Source organism: Marinobacter sp. ES-1, from assembly GCF_000475255.1.
Taxonomy (GTDB): domain Bacteria; phylum Pseudomonadota; class Gammaproteobacteria; order Pseudomonadales; family Oleiphilaceae; genus Marinobacter; species Marinobacter vinifirmus.
The window spans coordinates 72,371-90,665 of record NZ_AXBV01000001.1 but is presented as its reverse complement, the minus strand read 5'-3'; the positions used below and the strand labels follow the sequence as shown (position 1 = coordinate 90,665).

Genomic DNA, 18,295 nt, shown 5'->3' with positions numbered 1-18,295 from the left:
ATCCATGCGAGGCCTTTCCATGAATTCCGCAACCATTGAACGCAACTGGCTGTTCGACCCTTCCCTGTTAAAGCTGGTGCACCAGTGCCGGCGCCTGATCCAGTCCGAGTTCGGGGTTAAGCTCCACCTTAACGAAGCCGACCTGGCGCAAAACCTGGCCAACTATGCCGGCAAGAGCCGGTCAAAGAACCTGGTGTATACCTGGCAAGCCCTGAAACAGCGGGTACCCGAGTTGAATGAGGAAACGGAAGAGGAACGTGTGGCGCCGCGAATGTACCGGGGACAGCCGATTGCCGATGACCGGCAGGAGAAGAGTTCTGTAGAGGGGGAACCCTGCCCCCGGCAGAAGAAAGTGATCTACCGGGGGCAGGTGGTGGGCTGATTCCGAAGGGAGTCAGCCCGGGGTTGAGGTCAGCTGATTAGAACGCCTTGCTGACTTCGAAGGCAGCACTCCAGGCGCTGAGGTCGTATTCTGCGGTGTAGTTGGCATCCGAGGTCGGGGCGCCAGTGGGATCAGAGTGACTATACTCACGATCATCAACTTTCGCGTCATCGGCAAAGATCAACGTACCAACTGCCACATCAACAGCCCAACCACTCTGCACATCTTTCCACTGTGCACCCAGGGTCAACCAGTGACGGTCTTCAGATGGGATCCGGGCTGTTACATACTCGTCAACCGGTGATTCGTCGAAAGCATAACCGGCTTTGAGCGCCCACTCCGGAGTTGCCTGCCAGATGCTGCCAACGTTGAACTGCCAGGTGTTTTTCCACTCTTCGGTTACGTGATTAATATACGGATAACCAGTGACACTTGACGCTTCACCCGGAGCATCTCGACGGCTGACAATATCGAGCTCTTCAAATCTGCCCCAACGAGCATATGTCGCGCCCGCGAGCAACGTTACGTCCGAGGTCAATTCATGACGCACACCCAAGGTAGCACTCTCAGGAATAGCTAACGGCACTCGAACTTGCTCAGTCAGAGTTTTCGTCGGCCCCATGGGGTTGGCGAGATCCGGGAAATTAGATATCTCGATATCGCCCTCCAGATCCAGCTCAGTGCCAGTCTGGGCGGTTAGACCAAGCTGAGTTTTCTCTGACAGCTCATAGAGAAAGCCAACCCGGAAAGTTACGCCAACGTCATCACCCTCTACATCGGCATATGGATCTTCGAGGCTGACAGGCTGCCCAATTGCTTGTCCTATGCCTGCTTCTAACAATGCAGGATCCTGAAAGCGGCTCAGCCGACCTTCCGCGTACATGATGTTAAGACCAATGCCCATTGAAAGGCCTTTACCATTGTTTACCGATACCGAGGGAGTGAAGGCGATAGCAGTCAGCTCGGTTTTATCAGCAAAGTAGCGCCCTTTGAAGTCATTGTCGTAATCAGCAGCAAGACCATAAGGCGCATGAATACCAAAACCCACATCGATTGAGTCGTTGACTTCGTGGGTCATATAAAAGTTTGGCAGCACAGCAGGATCAGCAATATCACCACCCCGAGAGCCTTCCACATCGCCCCCAAGCTGGTTACTTGCCTCTGCGCCACTTTTCGCCTCAGCATCAATATCCAAAACCGCCGCACCAAAAGAGATATTGGTACCAGACAGCTGGCTCATACCGGCCGGGTTGAACAGCACGGTGGTAGCGTTTTCGGGGTTGGCGGCAGCGCCGGCGTTGGCGACGCCCATCTGGCTGGCGCTTTGTTCGTTCAGAGAGAAACCACCGGCCATTACGCTGGCAGGTGCCGCAACAGCGGCCAGGGTAGCAAAGCGGATTGCTTTTACGAGTGCATTGGTATTCTTGTGCATGGTGTCTCCTTATTAGTTTCGCGCGGAGTATACGCAGCACATGGCAACGGCCTCAAATGCCAAAGCTACTTATTCAACAGGCTAACCATCTACGACTTTTGTCTGAAATCAAAGCCCCGGCTCCGGGGCCTTGTACTGCGGAATTAATCGTGCTGGATCGAGAGTTTGTCGACGGTAGAGGACAGCTTGTCAGCCCCCTGGGCATCTGCGCCCAGTTTGATCATCAAACGCAGGTCGTTGGCGGAGTCGGCATGGGCCAGCGCATCTTCGTAGGTGATCGATCCTTCAGAGTATAGACGGTACAGGGCCTGGTCGAAGGTCTGCATGCCGGATTCGTTCGACTTCGCCATCAGCTCTTTAAGCTTGTGTACCTCTGCCTTACGGATCAGGTCAGCCACCAGCGGAGTATTGATCAGCACCTCGATAACGGCCTTCCGGCCTTTGCCGTCCGGCGTGGGTACCAGCTGCTGGGCCACGATGGCCTTCAGGTTCAGGGACAGGTCCATCCAGATCTGGTTGTGCTGCTCGGGCGGGAAGAACTGGATAATCCGGTCCAGGGCCTGGTTGGCGTTGTTGGCGTGCAGGGTGGCCAGGCACAGGTGGCCGGTTTCGGCGAACTGCACGGAGTATTCCATGGTCTGGCGGGTACGCACCTCACCGATCAGGATCACATCCGGCGCCTGGCGCAGGGTGTTTTTCAGGGCCACTTCGAAACTTTCGGTATCAATACCCACTTCCCGCTGGGTCACGATACAGCCCTGGTGCTGGTGCACAAATTCGATCGGGTCTTCGATGGAAATGATATGGCCGCGACTGTTGCGGTTACGGTGCCCCAGCATGGCCGCCAGCGAGGTGGACTTACCGGTACCGGTGGCGCCCACAAACATGATCAGGCCCCGCTTGGTCATGGCCAGGTCCTTGACGATTTCCGGCAGTGCCAGGTCGTCAATCTGCGGGATCTTCACTTCTATACGCCGCAGCACCATGCCGCAAAGGTTGCGCTGGAAGAAGGCGGACACACGGAAACGGCCGATACCCCGGGCGCTGATGGCAAAGTTGCATTCGTGGCTTTCGTCGAATTCGGCGCGCTGCTTGTCGTTCATGGCGCCGTACACCAGCTCGCGGGTCTGTTCCGGTGTCAGCGCGTTCTTGGTGACCGGCAGAACCTTGCCGTTCACTTTCATGCTGGGTGGTACGCCTGCTGTAATGAACAGGTCTGAACCACCCTTCTCGACCATCAACCGCAACAGTTTTTCGAATTCCATCTTGCTACCTACTTATCTCAGAAGTTATCCGGCATCTTGGCCTTGGCACGGGCCTGTTCGCGAGAGATGAGGCCCTTCTGCAGCAAACGCTCCAGGCACTGGTCCAGGGTCTGCATGCCAATGGAGCCACCGGTCTGGATAGACGAGTACATCTGGGCGATCTTGTCTTCCCGGATCAGGTTCCGGATAGCCGGGGTACCGATCATGATTTCGTGGGCCGCAATCCGGCCGCCACCCATTTTCTTCATCAGGGTCTGGGAAATAACCGCCTGCAGGGATTCCGACAGCATGGAACGAACCATGGATTTTTCTTCCGCCGGGAATACGTCTACCACCCGGTCAATGGTCTTGGCCGCGGAGGTGGTGTGCAGGGTGCCGAATACCAGGTGGCCGGTTTCGGCGGCGGTCAGGGCCAGGCGGATGGTTTCCAGGTCCCGCAATTCGCCCACCAGGATGATGTCGGGGTCTTCCCGCAGGGCCGAACGCAGGGCTTCGTTGAAGCCCAGGGTGTCCCGGTGCACTTCACGCTGGTTCACCAGGCACTTCTTGGATTCGTGCACGAATTCGATCGGGTCCTCAATGGTGAGGATGTGCTCGTAGCGGGTGTCGTTGATGTAGTCCATCATCGCCGCCAGGGTGGTGGACTTACCGGAACCGGTGGGGCCGGTGACCAGCACCAGGCCACGGGGCACCGAGGAGATATCCTTGAAAACCTGGCCCATGCCCAGATCTTCCATAGTCAGAACCTTCGAGGGGATGGTCCGGAACACGGCGCCGGCACCGCGGTTCTGGTTGAAGGCGTTAACCCTGAAACGGGCCACGCCGGGCACCTCGAACGAGAAGTCGGTTTCCAGGAACTCTTCGTAATCCTTACGCTGCTTGTCGTTCATGATGTCGTAGATCAGCCCGTGCACTTCTTTGTGCTCCATGGGCGGAAGGTTGATACGGCGAACATCGCCATCAACACGAATCATCGGGGGCAAACCGGAAGACAGGTGCAAATCCGACGCACCCTGTTTGGCCGAGAAGGCAAGCAGTTCAGTAATATCCATAGGATTCCTCGGAGGGCTTTTTCTTTTAGTCCAGAAGCGGCAAACTCACACTATGAGCAGCATAGCAGACAACATCGGGAGCGTAACCCGACGCATACAAAAAGCAACACTGAAGGCGGGGCGCGACCCCGACAGTGTGCGCCTGTTGGCAGTCAGCAAGACCCGGCCACCGGAAGACCTGCGCACCGCATTCGAAGCCGGGCAACAGGCGTTCGGTGAAAACTACCTTCAGGAAGCGCTCGACAAGATCGGTGCGCTGGATGACCTGGATGGCATCGAATGGCACTTCATCGGGCCTATCCAGTCCAATAAAACCCGGCAGATTGCCGAGTCCTTTGCCTGGGTACACAGCGTGGATCGCCTGAAGATTGCCCGCCGGCTGAGCGAACAGCGGCCGGAGTCTTTGCCGGCCCTGAACATTTGCCTGCAGGTGAACATCAACAACGAAGACAGCAAGTCCGGCTGCACGCTGGACCAACTGCCGGAGCTGGTATCGGCAATCAGTGACCTGCCAAACATCAGCCTGCGCGGGCTGATGGCCATTCCGGACCCGGACCAGCCGGAATCGGAGCTGCGGCTGAGTTTCCGAAAGCTGGCCGGCACCCTGAAAAACCTGAAACAGGACTACCCGGACGCCGGCCCGCTGGATACCCTTTCCATGGGTATGTCTGACGACCTGGAACTGGCCATCGCCGAAGGCGCCACCTGGGTTCGGGTGGGCACCGCCCTGTTCGGAGCCCGGGCGAAGAAACAGAGCCTGAGCTGATCGGCCCGGTTCCTGCTATCATCCGGATCAACGAATCCATCGACCAAGCCCGGAGTTTACCGTGAGCAACTCATCCACCATTTCCTTTATCGGTGCCGGCAATATGGCCAGTGCCATCATTGGCGGCATGCTTGATAACGGCTACCAGGCCGGGAACATCTGGGTCAGCGCGCCCGACGACAGCCACCTGCAGGCCCTGCGCGATCGCTTCGGTGTAAGCGTGACCACCGACAACCGCCACTGCGCCCAACAGGCCGACACGGTGGTGCTGGCGGTGAAACCCCAAGTGATGGCCGAAGTTTGCCGGGATATCGCCCCGGTGGTTCAGAATACCCGGCCGCTGATGGTGTCTATTGCCGCCGGCCTGGCGTCTGACACCCTGGACGGCTGGCTCGGTGGTGGCCTGCCCCTGGTGCGGGTAATGCCCAATACGCCGTCGCTGGTTGGCAAAGGCGCCGCCGGCCTGTTCGCCAATGCGGCGGTAACAGCCGAACAGAAAACCATGGTGCAGTCGGTGTTTGAAAGCATCGGCTCTGCCCTGTGGGTAGACGATGAGGAACAACTGCATGGCGTAACCGCGCTGTCCGGCAGTGGCCCGGCCTATTTCTTCCTGATGCTCGAAGCCCTGGAAGCGGCTGCCACCGAAGCCGGCATTGCCCCGGAAACAGCCCGGGAGCTGGCCATTCAGACCATGGCCGGCGCCGCCGAGATGGCTGCCCGCAGCGAGCACGACCCGGCCCAGCTCAAGCGCAACGTGATGTCGCCCGGCGGCACCACCGAGCGGGCTATCAATACCTTCGAAGACGGCGGCATGCGAGGCCTGGTGCAAAAAGCCTATAATGCCGCCTTCGAACGCTCGCAAGAAATGTCCAAAGAACTGGCAGACAAACAGTAACCGATAACGGAGACACAGCTTCATGCTGGCAGACATTGTCATTACCATCCTGCTGATCGCGTCCACCTTCTACATGACCATCGTGTTGCTGCGCTTTCTGCTGCAACTGGCGCGGGCGGATTTCTACAACCCCATTTCCCAGTTTGTGGTGAAGGCCACCAACCCGCCGCTGCGCCCCCTGCGCCGATTCATTCCCGGCTGGGGCGGCATTGACGGCGCCGCGCTGGTACTGGCCGTCATTATCCAGGCCATCACCTTCTTCCTGATCCTGGTCGCCCTGAACGGTGGCATCCCCGCCATCAACCCCATCACCCTGCTGGTGTGGGCGGTGCTGAACGTGCTCAGCCTGATTGTGAAGATCTACTTCTGGTCAGTTATCGCGGTGGTTGTGGTGAGCTGGATTGCGCCCCAGAGCGGTCACCCGGCTATCCAGCTGGTGGCGCAGATTACCGAGCCGGTAATGCGGCCTGTGCGCAACATGATGCCATCCATGGGCGGGCTGGACCTGTCTCCGATCATCGTGTTCCTGATCCTGAACGTGATTACTGTGGTGATCGATCACATGAAGGTGGCTGCCGGCCTCGGCTCGATCGGCCTCGGGATGTAAAACAGGTCTCGAAAATACATTTTGTTACACAAAAGTCGGAACGCAGACTTTTTGAGAGCCGGAAGATCAACCTTTTGATTTTCCGGCTTTTTTATTTTGTCATCCCGGGCCTTCCGCCTTGATCCGCGACAGGTTCGGGCGCCAAAAACCGGCAAAGCGGTTATGATTAACGGCATTTAATCTGGGAGCACCCGGAAGTCGCGCAGAAGGATAAACCGATGAAAATGCACGGAACTCTGTCGCAGCAGGTTGAGGCCTATCATAACTGGAAGAAGGAACTCATCCGGCAGATCGGCCGCTACCGGCTGTGGCTGCAGGACAACGACCTTTTCTCAGAAGACGTCAGCACCCGAATCCGTAACGGCCTGGAGCTGCTCATTGAAGATGAGCTGACCATCGCCTTTGCCGGGGAATACTCCCGGGGCAAGACCGAGCTGATCAATGCCCTGTTCTTCTCCGGCTATGGCCAGCGCATGCTGCCGTCCCAGGCGGGCCGCACCACCATGTGCCCCACCGAACTGTTCTACGACCGCAGCGCCAACCAGAACTACCTGCTGTTGCTGCCGATCGAAACCCGCACCGGCGAGCTCTCCCTGCAGCAACTGCGCAAGCAACCGGAGCACTGGGTCAGGCACGACCTGGACGAGCACGACCCCGAAGTGATGCGAGAAGTGCTGGCCGAAGTTGCCCGCACCAAGAGCGTAACGCCCCAGCAGGCCCGAAAACTCGGGTTCGATGAAGACATGCTGGAGCACGACCGCAGCAACCCCGGCAACGTACTGGTACCGGCCTGGCGTAACGCCCAGATCAGCATTCGCCACCCGCTGTTCGAACGCGGCTTGCGCATTCTCGACACCCCGGGCCTGAACGCCCTGGGTTCCGAGCCGGAGCTGACCATCAGTATGCTGCCCCGGGCCCACGCCATTATCTTTGTGCTCAGTGCCGACACCGGCGTAACCGCCAGCGATATGGCGATCTGGAACGAGCACATCGACACCGAGTACGCCGACCACCGGGCCGGCCGCTTTGCGGTACTGAACAAAATCGACGTACTCTGGGACGACCTGCAGGGCGAGCAACACACCAACGATGCCATCGAGCGGGTGCGCGGCTACACCGCTGACCACCTGGGCATCCGCCAGCAGGATGTGATTCCGCTGTCTGCCAAGCAGGGCCTGATCAGCCGTATTCGTAATGACGACGCCCTGTTTAAACGCTCCAACATCGACCAGCTCGAGCAACTGATTGTCCGCCGCATACTGATGCACAAGGAAGAGCTGATCACCCAGAACCTGATCAACGATCTCCTGGGGATGCTGCAGAACAGCCAGGCGGCCATGCAAATCCGGCTGTCGGCCCTGGAAGAGGAACGCACGGCCTGTACCGGCGCCACCGTAGACAAGGCCTCCATTGCCCGGCTCGCCGAACGGGCCCACAAGGATTACGACTTCTACTACAAGAAGCTGATTACCCTGCGCTCATCCCGGCGGCTGATGGACTCCCAGGGCGAGATGTTGCGCAAGCTGGTGAGCGAGGAACGCTTTGAAACCCATGCCGCGCAGGTGCGGCTGAAAATGTCGAAAAGCTGGACGACCGCGGGCATGAATGCGGCGATGGATCACTTCTTCGAGCTGCTGGAAGCCGACCTGACCAACCTGCTCAGCGAGGGCCACCTTGCGGAAAAAATGGTTGGCGCCATCTACCGCCGCTATAACGAAGATAACCGGGCACGGCACCTGGAGCCTATCCCCCTGCGGGCCGGCCGCCATGTGATCGCAGTGCGGGAATTACGCAAGAAAGCCAGGCGGTTCAGGGTCAGCCCCAAGAACCTGCTGACCGAGCAATCCCTGCTGGTTCGCCGGTTCTTCAACGTGATGGTGGGTGAAGCCCGCACCCTGCATGCCCGGGTACGAGCTGACGTGGAGCGCTGGCCCCATGAGGCCTTGCTGCCGATCATGCAGTACTCCATGGAGCAGAAGCAGTTGCTGGAGCACCAGATCCGCCGCCTGCGCGACATGGTGCGAACCGACCGCGACACCCGGAGTGAACGGGAGCGACTGGACCACACCATTGCCGACCTGCGCAAACAACTGGAGCTGGCCGATGCCATGATGCGGCAAATCCGCAAGCCGGCCCCCACCCTGTTGCAGCAGAAGGTGGTCAATATTTCCGGCGCTGTCTGACATACCGGAGCCCGGGCAACGCACCCCCGGGCTCCGGGCCTTGCTCGCCGGCACCGCGCCGGTTGCAGCAACCACCCCCCGCCTTTAAACTGCAGTGCTGGCGCGTTTTTTCCGCGCACCCCATGGCCTATGGCCAGAACCTTGTGGACCGGATCAGGAACTCAACACACCCATGCCCGATTCCCTGCCTTCGGATTCCGTTGGCCTTGTCAGCCCGCAGACCATCCATTTTAACGCCCCGATCGACCTGGCTTGCGGCCAGTCCCTCGAGAACTACGACCTGGTGATGGAAACCTACGGCACCCTGAATGCCGATGCGAGCAACGCGATCCTGATTTGCCATGCCCTGAGCGGGCACCACCATGCCGCCGGCTATCATTCGATGGAAGAGCGCAAACCCGGCTGGTGGGACAGCTGCATTGGCCCCGGCAAACCGATAGATACCAACCGCTTCTTTGTGGTCAGCCTGAACAACCTTGGCGGCTGCCACGGTAGCACCGGGCCCGGTTCCGTCAATCCGTCCACCGGCAAACTCTACGGCCCGGACTTTCCGGTTATTACCGTAGCAGACTGGGTAAAAAGCCAGGCCCGACTGGCCGATCATCTCGGCATCCAGCAATGGGCGGCGGTTGTGGGCGGCTCCCTGGGCGGCATGCAGGCTTTGCAGTGGAGCCTGGATTTCCCGGAGCGGGTGCGGCATGCAGTGGTGATTGCCTCGACCCCCCGGCTCAGCGCCCAGAACATCGCCTTCAACGAAGTGGCCCGCCAGGCCATCACCTCGGACCGGGAATTCCACGAAGGCCGCTACTACGAACACAACGTCCTACCTCGCCGCGGGCTGATGCTGGCGCGCATGGTCGGCCACATTACCTACCTGTCCGATGCGTCCATGGGTGAGAAATTTGGCCGGGAACTGCGGGAAGAGGCCTACAAGTTCGGCTTCGATGCCGAATTCCAGGTGGAAAGCTACCTGCGCTACCAGGGCGAGCGTTTCTCCGAAAGCTTCGATGCCAACACCTACCTGCTGATGACCCGGGCCCTGGACTACTTCGACCCGGCCTACGAACACGGCGGCGACCTGTCAAAAGCCCTGGCACCGGCACAGTGCGAATACCTGGTGCTGTCATTCAGCACCGACTGGCGGTTCTCGCCTGAACGGTCGGAAGAGATGGTGAATGCCATGATCTCCGCCCGCAAGAAAGTCAGCTACGCGGAAATTGATGCACCCTGGGGCCACGATGCGTTCCTGATCCCGACACCCAGATACACCGACATCTTCACGGCCTACATGGACCGTGTTGCCAGGGAGGTTGGCGCATGAGACCAGACCTCGAAATCATCCAGCAATGGGTTGAACCCGGCCACCACGTGCTGGACCTCGGCTGCGGCGATGGCACCCTGCTTGATTTCCTTCAGCGGGAACGGGGCGCCAGCGGCTTTGGCCTGGAGATCAACCCGGACCACATCACCACCTGCATGGGCAGGGGCGTGAGCGTGATCGAGCAGAACCTGGACACCCAGGGCCTGGATAACTTCGATGACGGCATGTTCGATGTGGTTTTGATGACCCAGGCCCTGCAAGCCGTTCGCCGGCCAGACAAGGTCATCGAAGAAATGCTGCGGGTAGGCCGGGAAGGTATTGTCACCTTCCCCAACTTTGCCCACTGGCGACTGCGCTGGGGCCTGGCCCTGAGCGGCCGCATGCCCGAATCCAATGCGCTGCCGTATAAGTGGTATAACACGCCGAATATCCGGCTGTGCACCTTCAAGGATTTCGAGGCCCTGTGCCGCCAGAAAGGTATTCGCATCAAGAGCCGGCGGGTGGTCGACGGCCAGCACCAGAACAGCTGGCTGGCCAGGCTGTGGCCGAACCTGCTGGGAGAAATTGCCATCTACCGCATCACACGGGAGAACCCATGATGATCACACGTACTGTTTCAAAACTGGTGTTTCTGGCCTTTGCCCTGTTGATGGCCGTGCAGGCCCAGGCCGGGGAGAAAGATTTTGGCGACTACCAGGTTAACTGGAGCGTTTTTCCCAGCACCTTCCTGGACCCGGAAGTTGCCAAGGCCAACAAATTGCAGCGCAGCAAGGGCATCGGCATCGTCAATATTTCCATCATGGCCGAGAACGAACACGGCCAGCCTGCGCCTGTGGGTGGCCAGGTTGAAGGCCAGGTGTCCAACGACATCCAGCAGGTAAACTTCCTGGCGTTCCGGCGCATCCAGGAAGGCGATGCGGTGTACTTCATCGCCCAATACCAGTACCGGTCCGGCGACCTGATGACTTTCAACATTACCGCCCGCCCCACCGGCCACCAGCAGGACCTGCCGGTGCGGTTTTCCCACACGCTGTTTAACGACTGAGCCTATGTCACAGAAACTCGTCATCGCCAGTAACAACAAGGGCAAGATTGCCGAACTGACCGACCTGCTCGGCCCACTCGGGCTTGAGCCCGTTGCCCAGGGCGCGCTGGGCGTGGGTGAAGCTGAAGAGCCGGCGGTCACCTTCGTGGAAAACGCCATTCTCAAAGCCCGCCATGCTGCCCGGGAAACCGGTTTGCCCGCACTGGCGGATGACAGCGGGCTGGCAGTGGATGCCCTTGGTGGCCAACCCGGTGTGCGCTCTGCCCGCTATGCCGGCGCCAATGCTTCCGATGCCGACAACGTGCAGGCCCTGCTGACGGCCCTGAAAGACGTACCGGAAGCACAGCGCAGCGCCCAGTTCCACTGTGTGCTGGTGTACCTGCGCCACGCCGACGATCCCACACCGGTTATCTGCCACGGCCGCTGGCCCGGCAGAATTCTGGCCGAGGCCCGCGGTGAAGGCGGCTTTGGCTACGATCCGGTGTTCTACGCCCCCGAATTCGACTGCAGCGCCGCCGAGCTGACCCGGGAGCAGAAAGGCAGTGTCAGCCACCGTGGCCGCGCCCTGGCCAGCCTGCTGGAACAGTTAAAGGCGGAGGCCTGACGGCATGACCGCCACCTCCCCCGTGGCGGTCTGCCCGCCCCTGAGCCTGTACATCCACGTACCCTGGTGCGTGCGCAAGTGCCCCTACTGCGATTTCAACTCCCACGCCATCCGGGGCGATATCCCGGAAGCGGCGTACCTGCAGGCCATCCTGGAGGACCTTGAGCCCGACCTTGCCTACCTGCGCGGCCGCCCCATCGAAACTGTGTTTATCGGTGGCGGCACCCCGTCACTGATGACCGGCAACTTCTACCAGCAGCTGTTCACGGCCTTACGCCAGCGCATGGACTTTAGCCACAACGCCGAGATTACCCTTGAGGCCAACCCCGGCACCCTGGAAGCCGGCCGCTTTGAGAGCTTTCGGGAAGCCGGCATTAACCGACTGTCGATCGGTGTGCAGAGCTTCAACCCGGAGCACCTGAAAACGCTGGGCCGCATCCATAATGCCCAGGCCGCCCACGAAGCCATCGAGGCGGCCCGGGCCGCCGGTTTCGATAATTTCAATATCGACCTGATGCACGGCCTGCCAGGCCAGACCCCGGAACAGGCAATAGGCGACTTGCGAGAGGCCCTGAGCCACAACCCTGCTCACTTATCCTGGTACCAGCTGACCATCGAGCCCAATACCGAGTTCTTCTCGCGGCCGCCACCGCTGCCGGATGACGACCGGCTTTGGGCGATCTACCAGCAGGGCTCGGAGTTTCTGCATGCTGCCGGCTTCACCGACTATGAAGTGTCTGCCTGGTCCCGGCCCGGCCGGGAAAGCCGCCATAACCTGAATTACTGGCTGTTCGGCGATTACCTGGCCCTGGGTGCAGGTGCCCACGGCAAGGTCAGCCTGGAAGACGGGCGCATCATTCGTTACTGGAAAACCCGGCAGCCGGACGCCTACCTGAACCGGATCGGCAGCCGCACTTCAGGCACCGAAGCCATCGAGCCGGAAGACCGGGCACTGGAGTTCATGATGAATGCCCTGCGCCTGAAACAGGGGGCTGACGAGCAACTGTTCAGTGAACGAACCGGTTTACCCCTGAGCACGGTTGCGGTACAACTTGGGTCATTAAGAAAACAGGGTTTGTTGACCCCGCACCGGATTCAGGCAACGGAGCAGGGGCAGAGGTATCTGAACAGCCTGCTGGAGCAATTTCTCTGATGGTTACCGTACAGCGTCCACCGTTCCTGCCGGTAAAACCCATGCGTTCGCCCATGAAGGCGTCCCTGGTGCTGGCCGTCGGCCTGTTTCTGGTCATCGCGGTGCTTAACCAGTCTCTGAAAACCGAAGCGGCGCCCCAGGGCATTTTCAGCTTCCAGCTGGCGGCAACGGCTGAACAGAGTGGTGCCATACTGCAGAGTTGGGGGCAGGAGAACCTGGCTTTCGCCAAGCTCTCGCTGTGGCTCGGGCTGCTGTTCACCGTGGCCTGGCTGGCGTCCCTGCTTCAGCTGACCCGGCACTTTACCCGGGACCGGCCGGGTATCCGGGAACGCAAGGTAGCGCGCTGGGTGCGGGTACTGTTTGTAATTGCAGGGTTGTGTGACGTAGCGGAAAACTCGGTGCTGCTGAACAACCTGGCAACGCCGACCGATGCCATGAGCAGCTCCGCTGCGATTCTCGCGCTGGTAAAGATTACCGGAGTGATGCTGGGTATTGCGGGATTGGTGGTGATCCGGGCGGCGCGCCGGCACCCCCTCAGCCAGCCTGGCTAAGCAGCGTGGCTGAGGAGGCACCCCGGGGCAGCAGATCAGTTGGTGCGATAGAACAGCAAGTCCCACACGCCGTGGCCGAGCTTCTCGCCACGCTTCTCGAACTTGGTGATCGGGCGGTCATCCGGGCGCGGGGAGTAGCCACCCTGCTCCTGGGTGTTGGCGAAGCCTTCGGCATCGTTCATCACTTCCAGCATGTGTTCCGCGTAGTTTTCCCAGTCTGTGGCCAGGTGCAGCACACCACCCACCCGCAATTTGTGACGGATGCGCTGAATAAACTCGGGCTGGATCAGGCGGCGCTTATGATGCTTCTTCTTGTGCCACGGATCCGGGAAGAAGATCATCACCCGGTCGAGGGATGCATCCGGCAGGCACAGGTCGATCACGTCATTGGCGTCGATGTTGTAGACCCGCACGTTCTCCAGGCCACGGTCTTCCACATCCTTAAGCAGTGCGCCCACGCCCGGCAGGTGCACCTCCACGCCAATAAAATCCTGCTCCGGCGCGGCTTCGGCCATATCCGCCAGCGACCTGCCCATACCGAAGCCGATCTCCAGGTTCAGCATGTTGTCGCGGCCGAACACCTCGCGGGGGTCAATCATGCCGTTGTCGCGGCTCAGGCCGTACTTGGGCCAGCTGCGGTCAAAGGCCTTTTTCTGGCCTTCAGTCATCCGGCCCTGACGCAGTACAAAGCTGCGTACACCACGGCGGGTGGTAATCGGGTTTTCGCCGGAAGTGTCCTTCGGGTCGTTCTGGTCGCTCATCTGTTATCCTCACGCGCCTTCGCGGATGTGTTATCAGGAAATTGCCGACAGTTTAACAGACTCCGCGGGGCCAGGCCTGCTCCCGGACAGGTGAAGCTCAGACTGAAACCACCGGGCCCTGATTCTGCTGGCGATCAAGCTGACGGTAGCCCAGGGCTTCCATCAGATGGTTGCGGGCGATGTCCCGCTCACCGTCCAGGTCTGCCAGGGTGCGGGCCACCCGAAGAATCCGGTGCAGGGCCCGGGCCGAAAGCCCCAGCCGCTCCATGGCGGCCGACAACAATTTTTCGCTGCCGGCATTCAGCTGGCAGGACTGGTGCAGCAGATTACCTGCCAGGGCGGCATTCAGGCTCCCCCGCTCCGTTTGCGCTGCCCGGGCGTTCAGCACCCGTTCCCGGACGCTGGCACTGCTTTCTCCTGCCTCACCGGAGCCCAGCAGCACTTCGCCGGTCTGCACCGGCACCTCCACATGCAAGTCAAAGCGGTCCAGCAACGGGCCGGAGATCTTCGAGCGGTATCGCATCACCTGCGCCGGCCCGCACTGGCATTCAATGGTGGGATGGCCGCTGTAGCCGCAGGGGCACGGATTCATGGCGGCAACCACCTGGAACCGGGCAGGAAAGGTTACCTGGCGGGCAGCCCGGCTGATGGCAATCTCGCCGCTTTCCATCGGCTCCCTCAGTACTTCCAGTACCCGCCGCTGAAATTCCGGCAGCTCGTCCAGGAACAATACGCCCCGGTGCGCCAGGGAGATTTCTCCGGGGCGGGGGCTGCTGCCTCCGCCCACCAGGGCCACCGCCGAGGCAGTATGGTGCGGCGCCCGGAACGGTGGCTGGCGCCAGCCACCGGGCTTCACTGGCAAACCCGCAACGGAATGCACGCTGGCAACTTCCATGGCCGCGGCATCATCGAGCGCGGGCAGAATGCCGGGAAGCCGGCTGGCCAGCATGCTTTTTCCGGTGCCCGGCGGGCCGAAGAACAGCAGGTTATGACCACCGGCTGCGGCCACTTCCAGCGCTCTCCTGGGTACCTGCTGGCCCCGGACATCCGCCAGGTCGGCGCCGGCATACTGCCCCTGCGGCTCAGGGTCTTCTGCCCGGGGCACCGGTACCAGCCGCGCCCGGCCCGACAAATGCTCGCACACCGTCAACAGGTGACTGGCCGCCAGCACATCGCCGTTACTGGCCAACGCGGCTTCATCGGCGTTGTCCTGGGGCAGCAGCAGTGAACGCCCCGCCTCCCGGGCCGCCAGCACCGCCGGCAATATCCCTTTGAGCGGCCGCAACGCACCATCAAGGGACAGCTCGCCAATACACTCCAGATCTTTCAGGCTTTCGGCAGGAACCTGGCCGGAGGCCGCCAGGATACCCAGAGCAATGGGCAGGTCGAAGCGGCCGCCTTCTTTGGGCAGGTCGGCAGGGGCCAGGTTTATGGTGATACGGCGGGCGGGGAATTCAAACCCGGCATTGAGCAGCGCACTGCGCACCCGGTCCTTGCTTTCCCGCACACCGGTTTCCGGAAGGCCAACAATCGACAACGCCGGCAAACCACCGGACAGGTGAACTTCAACGGTGACGGCAGGGGCAGAAACGCCAATGCTGGCGCGGGAATGGACAATAGCTAGCATGACAACCTTCCTTGGTAACAGACAAATGGCCCCCGGTTACGGATCAGGGCCGCCGGGCAGGCATCCTGCGCCCGGCTGTTTCATTTACGACTGCAGCTTCTGCTCCAGTTCGGCTACCCGCTTTTCCAGCGCTTCGACTTTCTCGCGGGTTTTCATCAACACCGCCTGCTGGGCATCGAATTCTTCCCGGGTCACCAGTTCAAGGCGGGACAGCACGGTCATAACGGTAGCCCGCGCCTGGGTTTCAAAATCTTCCCGGGCGGCACGGGCCATGTCGGGAACAAACTGGCCAAACTGGCCCTGCAACTGTGCAAAGAAATCCTGCGGCCCTTTCATCGAAAACCTCGCATATAACACTTCATTCAAATCGGATTGCCGGCCAATTCAGACTATTGGCCATGGCAGTAACCGGGTTTGCGGGAGTGTATCACACCGCCGGCCCTGCCATACTGTACCCGGTCGGCATTATAATGGCCGCCGGATGGCCACCGGGCCTGCGCATTTTTGGACCGCAGCCCCGCAGCACGCACCACAACGGTGCAGGCGCTTGCGCCACTCTGGAACCAGGTATTTTTAACTTACTGATAATAAATACCTTTTTTGCGTTGGCACACCCGATGCTATAGACCTCGTACGCAATCCGCACAATTGATGTGCGAGGTGGCAGCATTTACCAAGGAGAAAGCAATGAAACTTGTGACAGCGATCATCAAGCCTTTCAAATTGGATGATGTCCGTGAGGCACTATCCGAGATTGGCGTTCAAGGCGTAACCGTTACTGAAGTTAAAGGCTTCGGGCGGCAGAAGGGCCACACGGAACTCTATCGTGGCGCGGAATACGTAGTGGATTTCCTGCCCAAGGTGAAGGTTGAAATCGCCATCGGCGACAACCTGCTGGACCAGGTTATCGAAGCCATCACCAAGGCTGCCAATACCGGCAAGATTGGCGACGGCAAGATCTTCGTGACCGAACTGGAACAGGCGATCCGTATCCGGACCGGCGAAACCGGCGAAGAAGCGGTGTAAACCCGGCCTGATCCCCGAATCAGCCAACGCAAAAAACCTATAAACCTGAAGAGCCTTGTGCGGAGGGCTTCCTATGGAAAGCAATCTCTTTCACCTGCAGTATGCAATAGATACCTTTTATTTTCTCGTGTGTGGCGCATTAGTCATGTGGATGGCCGCAGGCTTTGCCATGCTCGAGTCCGGCCTGGTGCGTGCTAAAAACACCACCGAAATCCTGACCAAGAACGTCGCGCTCTTTGCCGTGGCCTGCACCATGTACCTGGTGTGCGGTTACGCCATCATGTACGGCGGTAACGTCTTCCTCTCCGGCATCGCCGATGTGGACGTGGACGGCGTACTGGGTGACTTCGCCACCCGTGAAGACGGCTTCACCGGCGGCTCCATCTACTCGGCGGCCTCTGACTTCTTCTTCCAGGTCGTGTTCGTGGCCACCGCCATGTCCATCGTGTCTGGCGCGGTTGCCGAGCGCATGAAGTTGTGGGCGTTCCTGGTATTCGCGGTCTTCATGACTGGCTTTATCTACCCGCTGGAAGGCGCGTGGACCTGGGGTGGCGCCGATGTGTTCGGTATGTACAACCTCGGTGATCTTGGCTTCAGTGACTTCGCCGGCTCCGGCATCGTACACATGGCAGGTGCCGCTGCGGCCCTGGCTGGCGTACTGCTGCTTGGCCCGCGTAAAGGCAAATACGGCCCCAACGGTGAAATCCGTGCCTTCCCCGGCGCCAACATGCCCCTGGCCGCTCTGGGTACCTTCATCCTGTGGATGGGCTGGTTCGGTTTCAACGGTGGTTCTGTGCTGAAACTCGGCGACGTAGCCAGTGCCAACTCCGTGGCCATGGTGTTCCTGAACACCAACGCAGCCGCTGCCGGTGGCGCTATTGCCGCCCTGATCACCGCTCGCCTGATGTTTGGCAAGGCTGACCTGACCATGCTGCTGAACGGTGCGATCGCCGGTCTGGTGGTAATCACCGCCGAGCCATCCACCCCGAGCGCGCTGACAGCCACTATCTGGGGCGCCCTGGGCGGCATCCTGGTGGTACTGAGCATCGTCACTCTGGACAAGCTGCGCATCGACGATCCGGTCGGCGCCATCTCTGCCCACGGTGTCTGTGGTCTGCTGGGCCTGCTGCTGGTACCGGTTACCAACGGCGATGTGAGCTTCAGCGGCCAGATCATCGGCGCCCTGACCATTTTTATCTGGGTATTCGTAGCCAGCCTGGTTGTCTGGGGCATCCTGAAGGCGGTCATGGGTATCCGGGTAACCGAGGAAGAAGAGTACGAAGGGGTAGACCTCTCAGAATGTGGCATGGAAGCCTATCCGGAGTTTGTCAGCGGCAAGCAGTAATCCCGTTGCAAACCCAAACGCAAGAGGGGCGCCGGTTGGCGCCCCTCTTGTTTTACTGGATGATTGACGGAACTAACCCACTCCCTGAAACAGGGCATCTTCGGCATGGCGAAGATACAGCAGCAATTCCATTTCCGCTTCGCGGACATCGTCGAAAGGCCCTTCTACCGTGCCTTCACGGGTCTGGAAATACCATTGCCCGTTAACCAACGAAAACCGCTCGCTCCGGAACCAGTGACGTTCCTGTTCACCGCTACGGACATCCATAACAACTCCTTCT

At 60.1% G+C, this 18,295-nt stretch carries 20 protein-coding genes; 13 read left to right on the top strand and 7 right to left on the bottom strand.

The window, feature by feature from the left end; all coding sequences use genetic code 11:
• The first annotated feature begins 19 nt into the window (after positions 1–19).
• Positions 20–382, top strand: a complete 363-nt coding sequence (locus Q668_RS00405) for a hypothetical protein (protein WP_036218663.1) — start codon at positions 20–22, stop codon at positions 380–382.
• Positions 383–419: 37 nt separating this feature from the next.
• On the opposite strand, the gene Q668_RS00400 is transcribed toward Q668_RS00405, so the two are convergent.
• From Q668_RS00400 to Q668_RS00390, 3 genes are all read right to left on the bottom strand, one after another.
• The gene (locus tag Q668_RS00400) at positions 420–1,814 is read right to left on the bottom strand and encodes an OmpP1/FadL family transporter (RefSeq protein WP_022987597.1); all 1,395 of its coding nucleotides are present in this window, start codon (positions 1,812–1,814) and stop codon (positions 420–422) included.
• A gap of 143 nt (positions 1,815–1,957) precedes the next feature.
• Positions 1,958–3,079 (bottom strand): PilT/PilU family type 4a pilus ATPase, encoded by a 1,122-nt coding sequence (locus tag Q668_RS00395; protein WP_022987596.1) that lies wholly within the window; start codon positions 3,077–3,079, stop codon positions 1,958–1,960.
• A gap of 17 nt (positions 3,080–3,096) precedes the next feature.
• Positions 3,097–4,131, bottom strand: coding sequence for a type IV pilus twitching motility protein PilT (locus Q668_RS00390; protein ID WP_022987595.1), 1,035 nt, complete (start codon positions 4,129–4,131; stop codon positions 3,097–3,099).
• Positions 4,132–4,183: 52 nt separating this feature from the next.
• On the opposite strand from Q668_RS00390, the gene Q668_RS00385 reads away from it, so the two are divergent.
• The 10 genes from Q668_RS00385 (at position 4,184) to Q668_RS00340 (ending at position 13,256) form a co-directional block, all read left to right on the top strand.
• Entirely contained in the window at positions 4,184–4,897 is a 714-nt protein-coding gene (locus Q668_RS00385; protein ID WP_022987594.1) for a YggS family pyridoxal phosphate-dependent enzyme, read from the top strand.
• A 61-nt stretch (positions 4,898–4,958) separates the two neighbouring features.
• A complete protein-coding gene (gene proC, locus Q668_RS00380) occupies positions 4,959–5,792 on the top strand; it encodes a pyrroline-5-carboxylate reductase (protein ID WP_022987593.1) in 834 nt (277 codons plus the stop codon).
• Positions 5,793–5,814: 22 nt separating this feature from the next.
• Positions 5,815–6,399, top strand: coding sequence for a YggT family protein (locus tag Q668_RS00375; RefSeq protein WP_022987592.1), 585 nt, complete (start codon positions 5,815–5,817; stop codon positions 6,397–6,399).
• A 218-nt stretch (positions 6,400–6,617) separates the two neighbouring features.
• Positions 6,618–8,582 carry a dynamin family protein gene (locus Q668_RS00370; protein ID WP_022987591.1) on the top strand — a complete coding sequence of 655 codons (1,965 nt, stop codon included), beginning with the start codon at positions 6,618–6,620 and terminating at the stop codon, positions 8,580–8,582.
• A gap of 172 nt (positions 8,583–8,754) precedes the next feature.
• A complete protein-coding gene (metX, locus tag Q668_RS00365; protein WP_022987590.1) occupies positions 8,755–9,903 on the top strand; it encodes a homoserine O-succinyltransferase MetX in 1,149 nt (382 codons plus the stop codon).
• Entirely contained in the window at positions 9,900–10,502 is a 603-nt protein-coding gene (gene metW, locus Q668_RS00360; protein WP_022987589.1) for a methionine biosynthesis protein MetW, read from the top strand. The genes metX and metW overlap by 4 nt, the downstream gene beginning before the upstream one ends.
• On the top strand, positions 10,499–10,948 hold the full coding sequence (locus Q668_RS00355) for a DUF4426 domain-containing protein (RefSeq protein ID WP_022987588.1): 450 nt from the start codon (positions 10,499–10,501) through the stop codon (positions 10,946–10,948). The genes metW and Q668_RS00355 overlap by 4 nt, the downstream gene beginning before the upstream one ends.
• A 4-nt stretch (positions 10,949–10,952) precedes the next feature.
• A complete protein-coding gene (gene rdgB, locus Q668_RS00350) occupies positions 10,953–11,552 on the top strand; it encodes an RdgB/HAM1 family non-canonical purine NTP pyrophosphatase (protein WP_022987587.1) in 600 nt (199 codons plus the stop codon).
• A 4-nt stretch (positions 11,553–11,556) separates the two neighbouring features.
• Entirely contained in the window at positions 11,557–12,705 is a 1,149-nt protein-coding gene (gene hemW / locus Q668_RS00345) for a radical SAM family heme chaperone HemW (protein WP_022987586.1), read from the top strand.
• On the top strand, positions 12,705–13,256 hold the full coding sequence (locus Q668_RS00340) for a hypothetical protein (protein ID WP_022987585.1): 552 nt from the start codon (positions 12,705–12,707) through the stop codon (positions 13,254–13,256). The genes hemW and Q668_RS00340 overlap by 1 nt, the downstream gene beginning before the upstream one ends.
• Before the next feature lie 35 nt (positions 13,257–13,291).
• Here the strand turns inward: Q668_RS00340 and trmB are convergent, their stop codons facing one another.
• The 3 genes from trmB to Q668_RS00325 all read right to left on the bottom strand — a co-directional run bounded on the left by trmB (position 13,292) and on the right by Q668_RS00325 (position 15,980).
• Positions 13,292–14,017 carry a tRNA (guanosine(46)-N7)-methyltransferase TrmB gene (gene trmB / locus Q668_RS00335; protein WP_022987584.1) on the bottom strand — a complete coding sequence of 242 codons (726 nt, stop codon included), beginning with the start codon at positions 14,015–14,017 and terminating at the stop codon, positions 13,292–13,294.
• Between the two features lie 97 nt (positions 14,018–14,114).
• Positions 14,115–15,644, bottom strand: a complete 1,530-nt coding sequence (locus tag Q668_RS00330) for a YifB family Mg chelatase-like AAA ATPase (protein WP_022987583.1) — start codon at positions 15,642–15,644, stop codon at positions 14,115–14,117.
• 84 nt (positions 15,645–15,728) lie between these two features.
• The gene (locus Q668_RS00325; protein ID WP_022987582.1) at positions 15,729–15,980 is read right to left on the bottom strand and encodes an accessory factor UbiK family protein; all 252 of its coding nucleotides are present in this window, start codon (positions 15,978–15,980) and stop codon (positions 15,729–15,731) included.
• Between the two features lie 351 nt (positions 15,981–16,331).
• On the opposite strand from Q668_RS00325, the gene glnK reads away from it, so the two are divergent.
• Together glnK and Q668_RS00315 are read left to right on the top strand one after the other, a co-directional pair.
• The gene (gene glnK, locus Q668_RS00320; RefSeq protein ID WP_011784068.1) at positions 16,332–16,670 is read left to right on the top strand and encodes a P-II family nitrogen regulator; all 339 of its coding nucleotides are present in this window, start codon (positions 16,332–16,334) and stop codon (positions 16,668–16,670) included.
• A 73-nt stretch (positions 16,671–16,743) separates the two neighbouring features.
• Entirely contained in the window at positions 16,744–18,015 is a 1,272-nt protein-coding gene (locus Q668_RS00315) for an ammonium transporter (RefSeq protein WP_011784067.1), read from the top strand.
• A gap of 72 nt (positions 18,016–18,087) precedes the next feature.
• On the opposite strand, the gene Q668_RS00310 is transcribed toward Q668_RS00315, so the two are convergent.
• Complete coding sequence (locus Q668_RS00310; protein ID WP_022987581.1) at positions 18,088–18,282, bottom strand: DUF6316 family protein; 195 nt, start codon at positions 18,280–18,282, stop codon at positions 18,088–18,090.
• Between the last annotated feature and the right edge of the window lie 13 nt (positions 18,283–18,295).

What these genes read in the sequence shown, in the direction of transcription:
- rdgB (WP_022987587.1), top strand. Translation starts at nt 10,953, where the DNA reads ATGTCACAGAAACTCGTCATCGCCAGTAACAACAAGGGCAAGATTGCC.
- metX (WP_022987590.1), top strand. Translation starts at nt 8,755, where the DNA reads ATGCCCGATTCCCTGCCTTCGGATTCCGTTGGCCTTGTCAGCCCGCAG.
- Q668_RS00405 (WP_036218663.1), top strand. Translation starts at nt 20, where the DNA reads ATGAATTCCGCAACCATTGAACGCAACTGGCTGTTCGACCCTTCCCTG.
- Q668_RS00370 (WP_022987591.1), top strand. Translation starts at nt 6,618, where the DNA reads ATGAAAATGCACGGAACTCTGTCGCAGCAGGTTGAGGCCTATCATAAC.
- Q668_RS00385 (WP_022987594.1), top strand. Translation starts at nt 4,184, where the DNA reads ATGAGCAGCATAGCAGACAACATCGGGAGCGTAACCCGACGCATACAA.
- Q668_RS00390 (WP_022987595.1), bottom strand. Translation starts at nt 4,131, where the DNA reads ATGGATATTACTGAACTGCTTGCCTTCTCGGCCAAACAGGGTGCGTCG.
- trmB (WP_022987584.1), bottom strand. Translation starts at nt 14,017, where the DNA reads ATGAGCGACCAGAACGACCCGAAGGACACTTCCGGCGAAAACCCGATT.
- metW (WP_022987589.1), top strand. Translation starts at nt 9,900, where the DNA reads ATGAGACCAGACCTCGAAATCATCCAGCAATGGGTTGAACCCGGCCAC.
- hemW (WP_022987586.1), top strand. Translation starts at nt 11,557, where the DNA reads ATGACCGCCACCTCCCCCGTGGCGGTCTGCCCGCCCCTGAGCCTGTAC.
- Q668_RS00395 (WP_022987596.1), bottom strand. Translation starts at nt 3,079, where the DNA reads ATGGAATTCGAAAAACTGTTGCGGTTGATGGTCGAGAAGGGTGGTTCA.
- Q668_RS00375 (WP_022987592.1), top strand. Translation starts at nt 5,815, where the DNA reads ATGCTGGCAGACATTGTCATTACCATCCTGCTGATCGCGTCCACCTTC.
- Q668_RS00330 (WP_022987583.1), bottom strand. Translation starts at nt 15,644, where the DNA reads ATGCTAGCTATTGTCCATTCCCGCGCCAGCATTGGCGTTTCTGCCCCT.
- glnK (WP_011784068.1), top strand. Translation starts at nt 16,332, where the DNA reads ATGAAACTTGTGACAGCGATCATCAAGCCTTTCAAATTGGATGATGTC.
- Q668_RS00355 (WP_022987588.1), top strand. Translation starts at nt 10,499, where the DNA reads ATGATGATCACACGTACTGTTTCAAAACTGGTGTTTCTGGCCTTTGCC.
- Q668_RS00400 (WP_022987597.1), bottom strand. Translation starts at nt 1,814, where the DNA reads ATGCACAAGAATACCAATGCACTCGTAAAAGCAATCCGCTTTGCTACC.
- Q668_RS00315 (WP_011784067.1), top strand. Translation starts at nt 16,744, where the DNA reads ATGGAAAGCAATCTCTTTCACCTGCAGTATGCAATAGATACCTTTTAT.
- Q668_RS00325 (WP_022987582.1), bottom strand. Translation starts at nt 15,980, where the DNA reads ATGAAAGGGCCGCAGGATTTCTTTGCACAGTTGCAGGGCCAGTTTGGC.
- Q668_RS00310 (WP_022987581.1), bottom strand. Translation starts at nt 18,282, where the DNA reads ATGGATGTCCGTAGCGGTGAACAGGAACGTCACTGGTTCCGGAGCGAG.
- Q668_RS00340 (WP_022987585.1), top strand. Translation starts at nt 12,705, where the DNA reads ATGGTTACCGTACAGCGTCCACCGTTCCTGCCGGTAAAACCCATGCGT.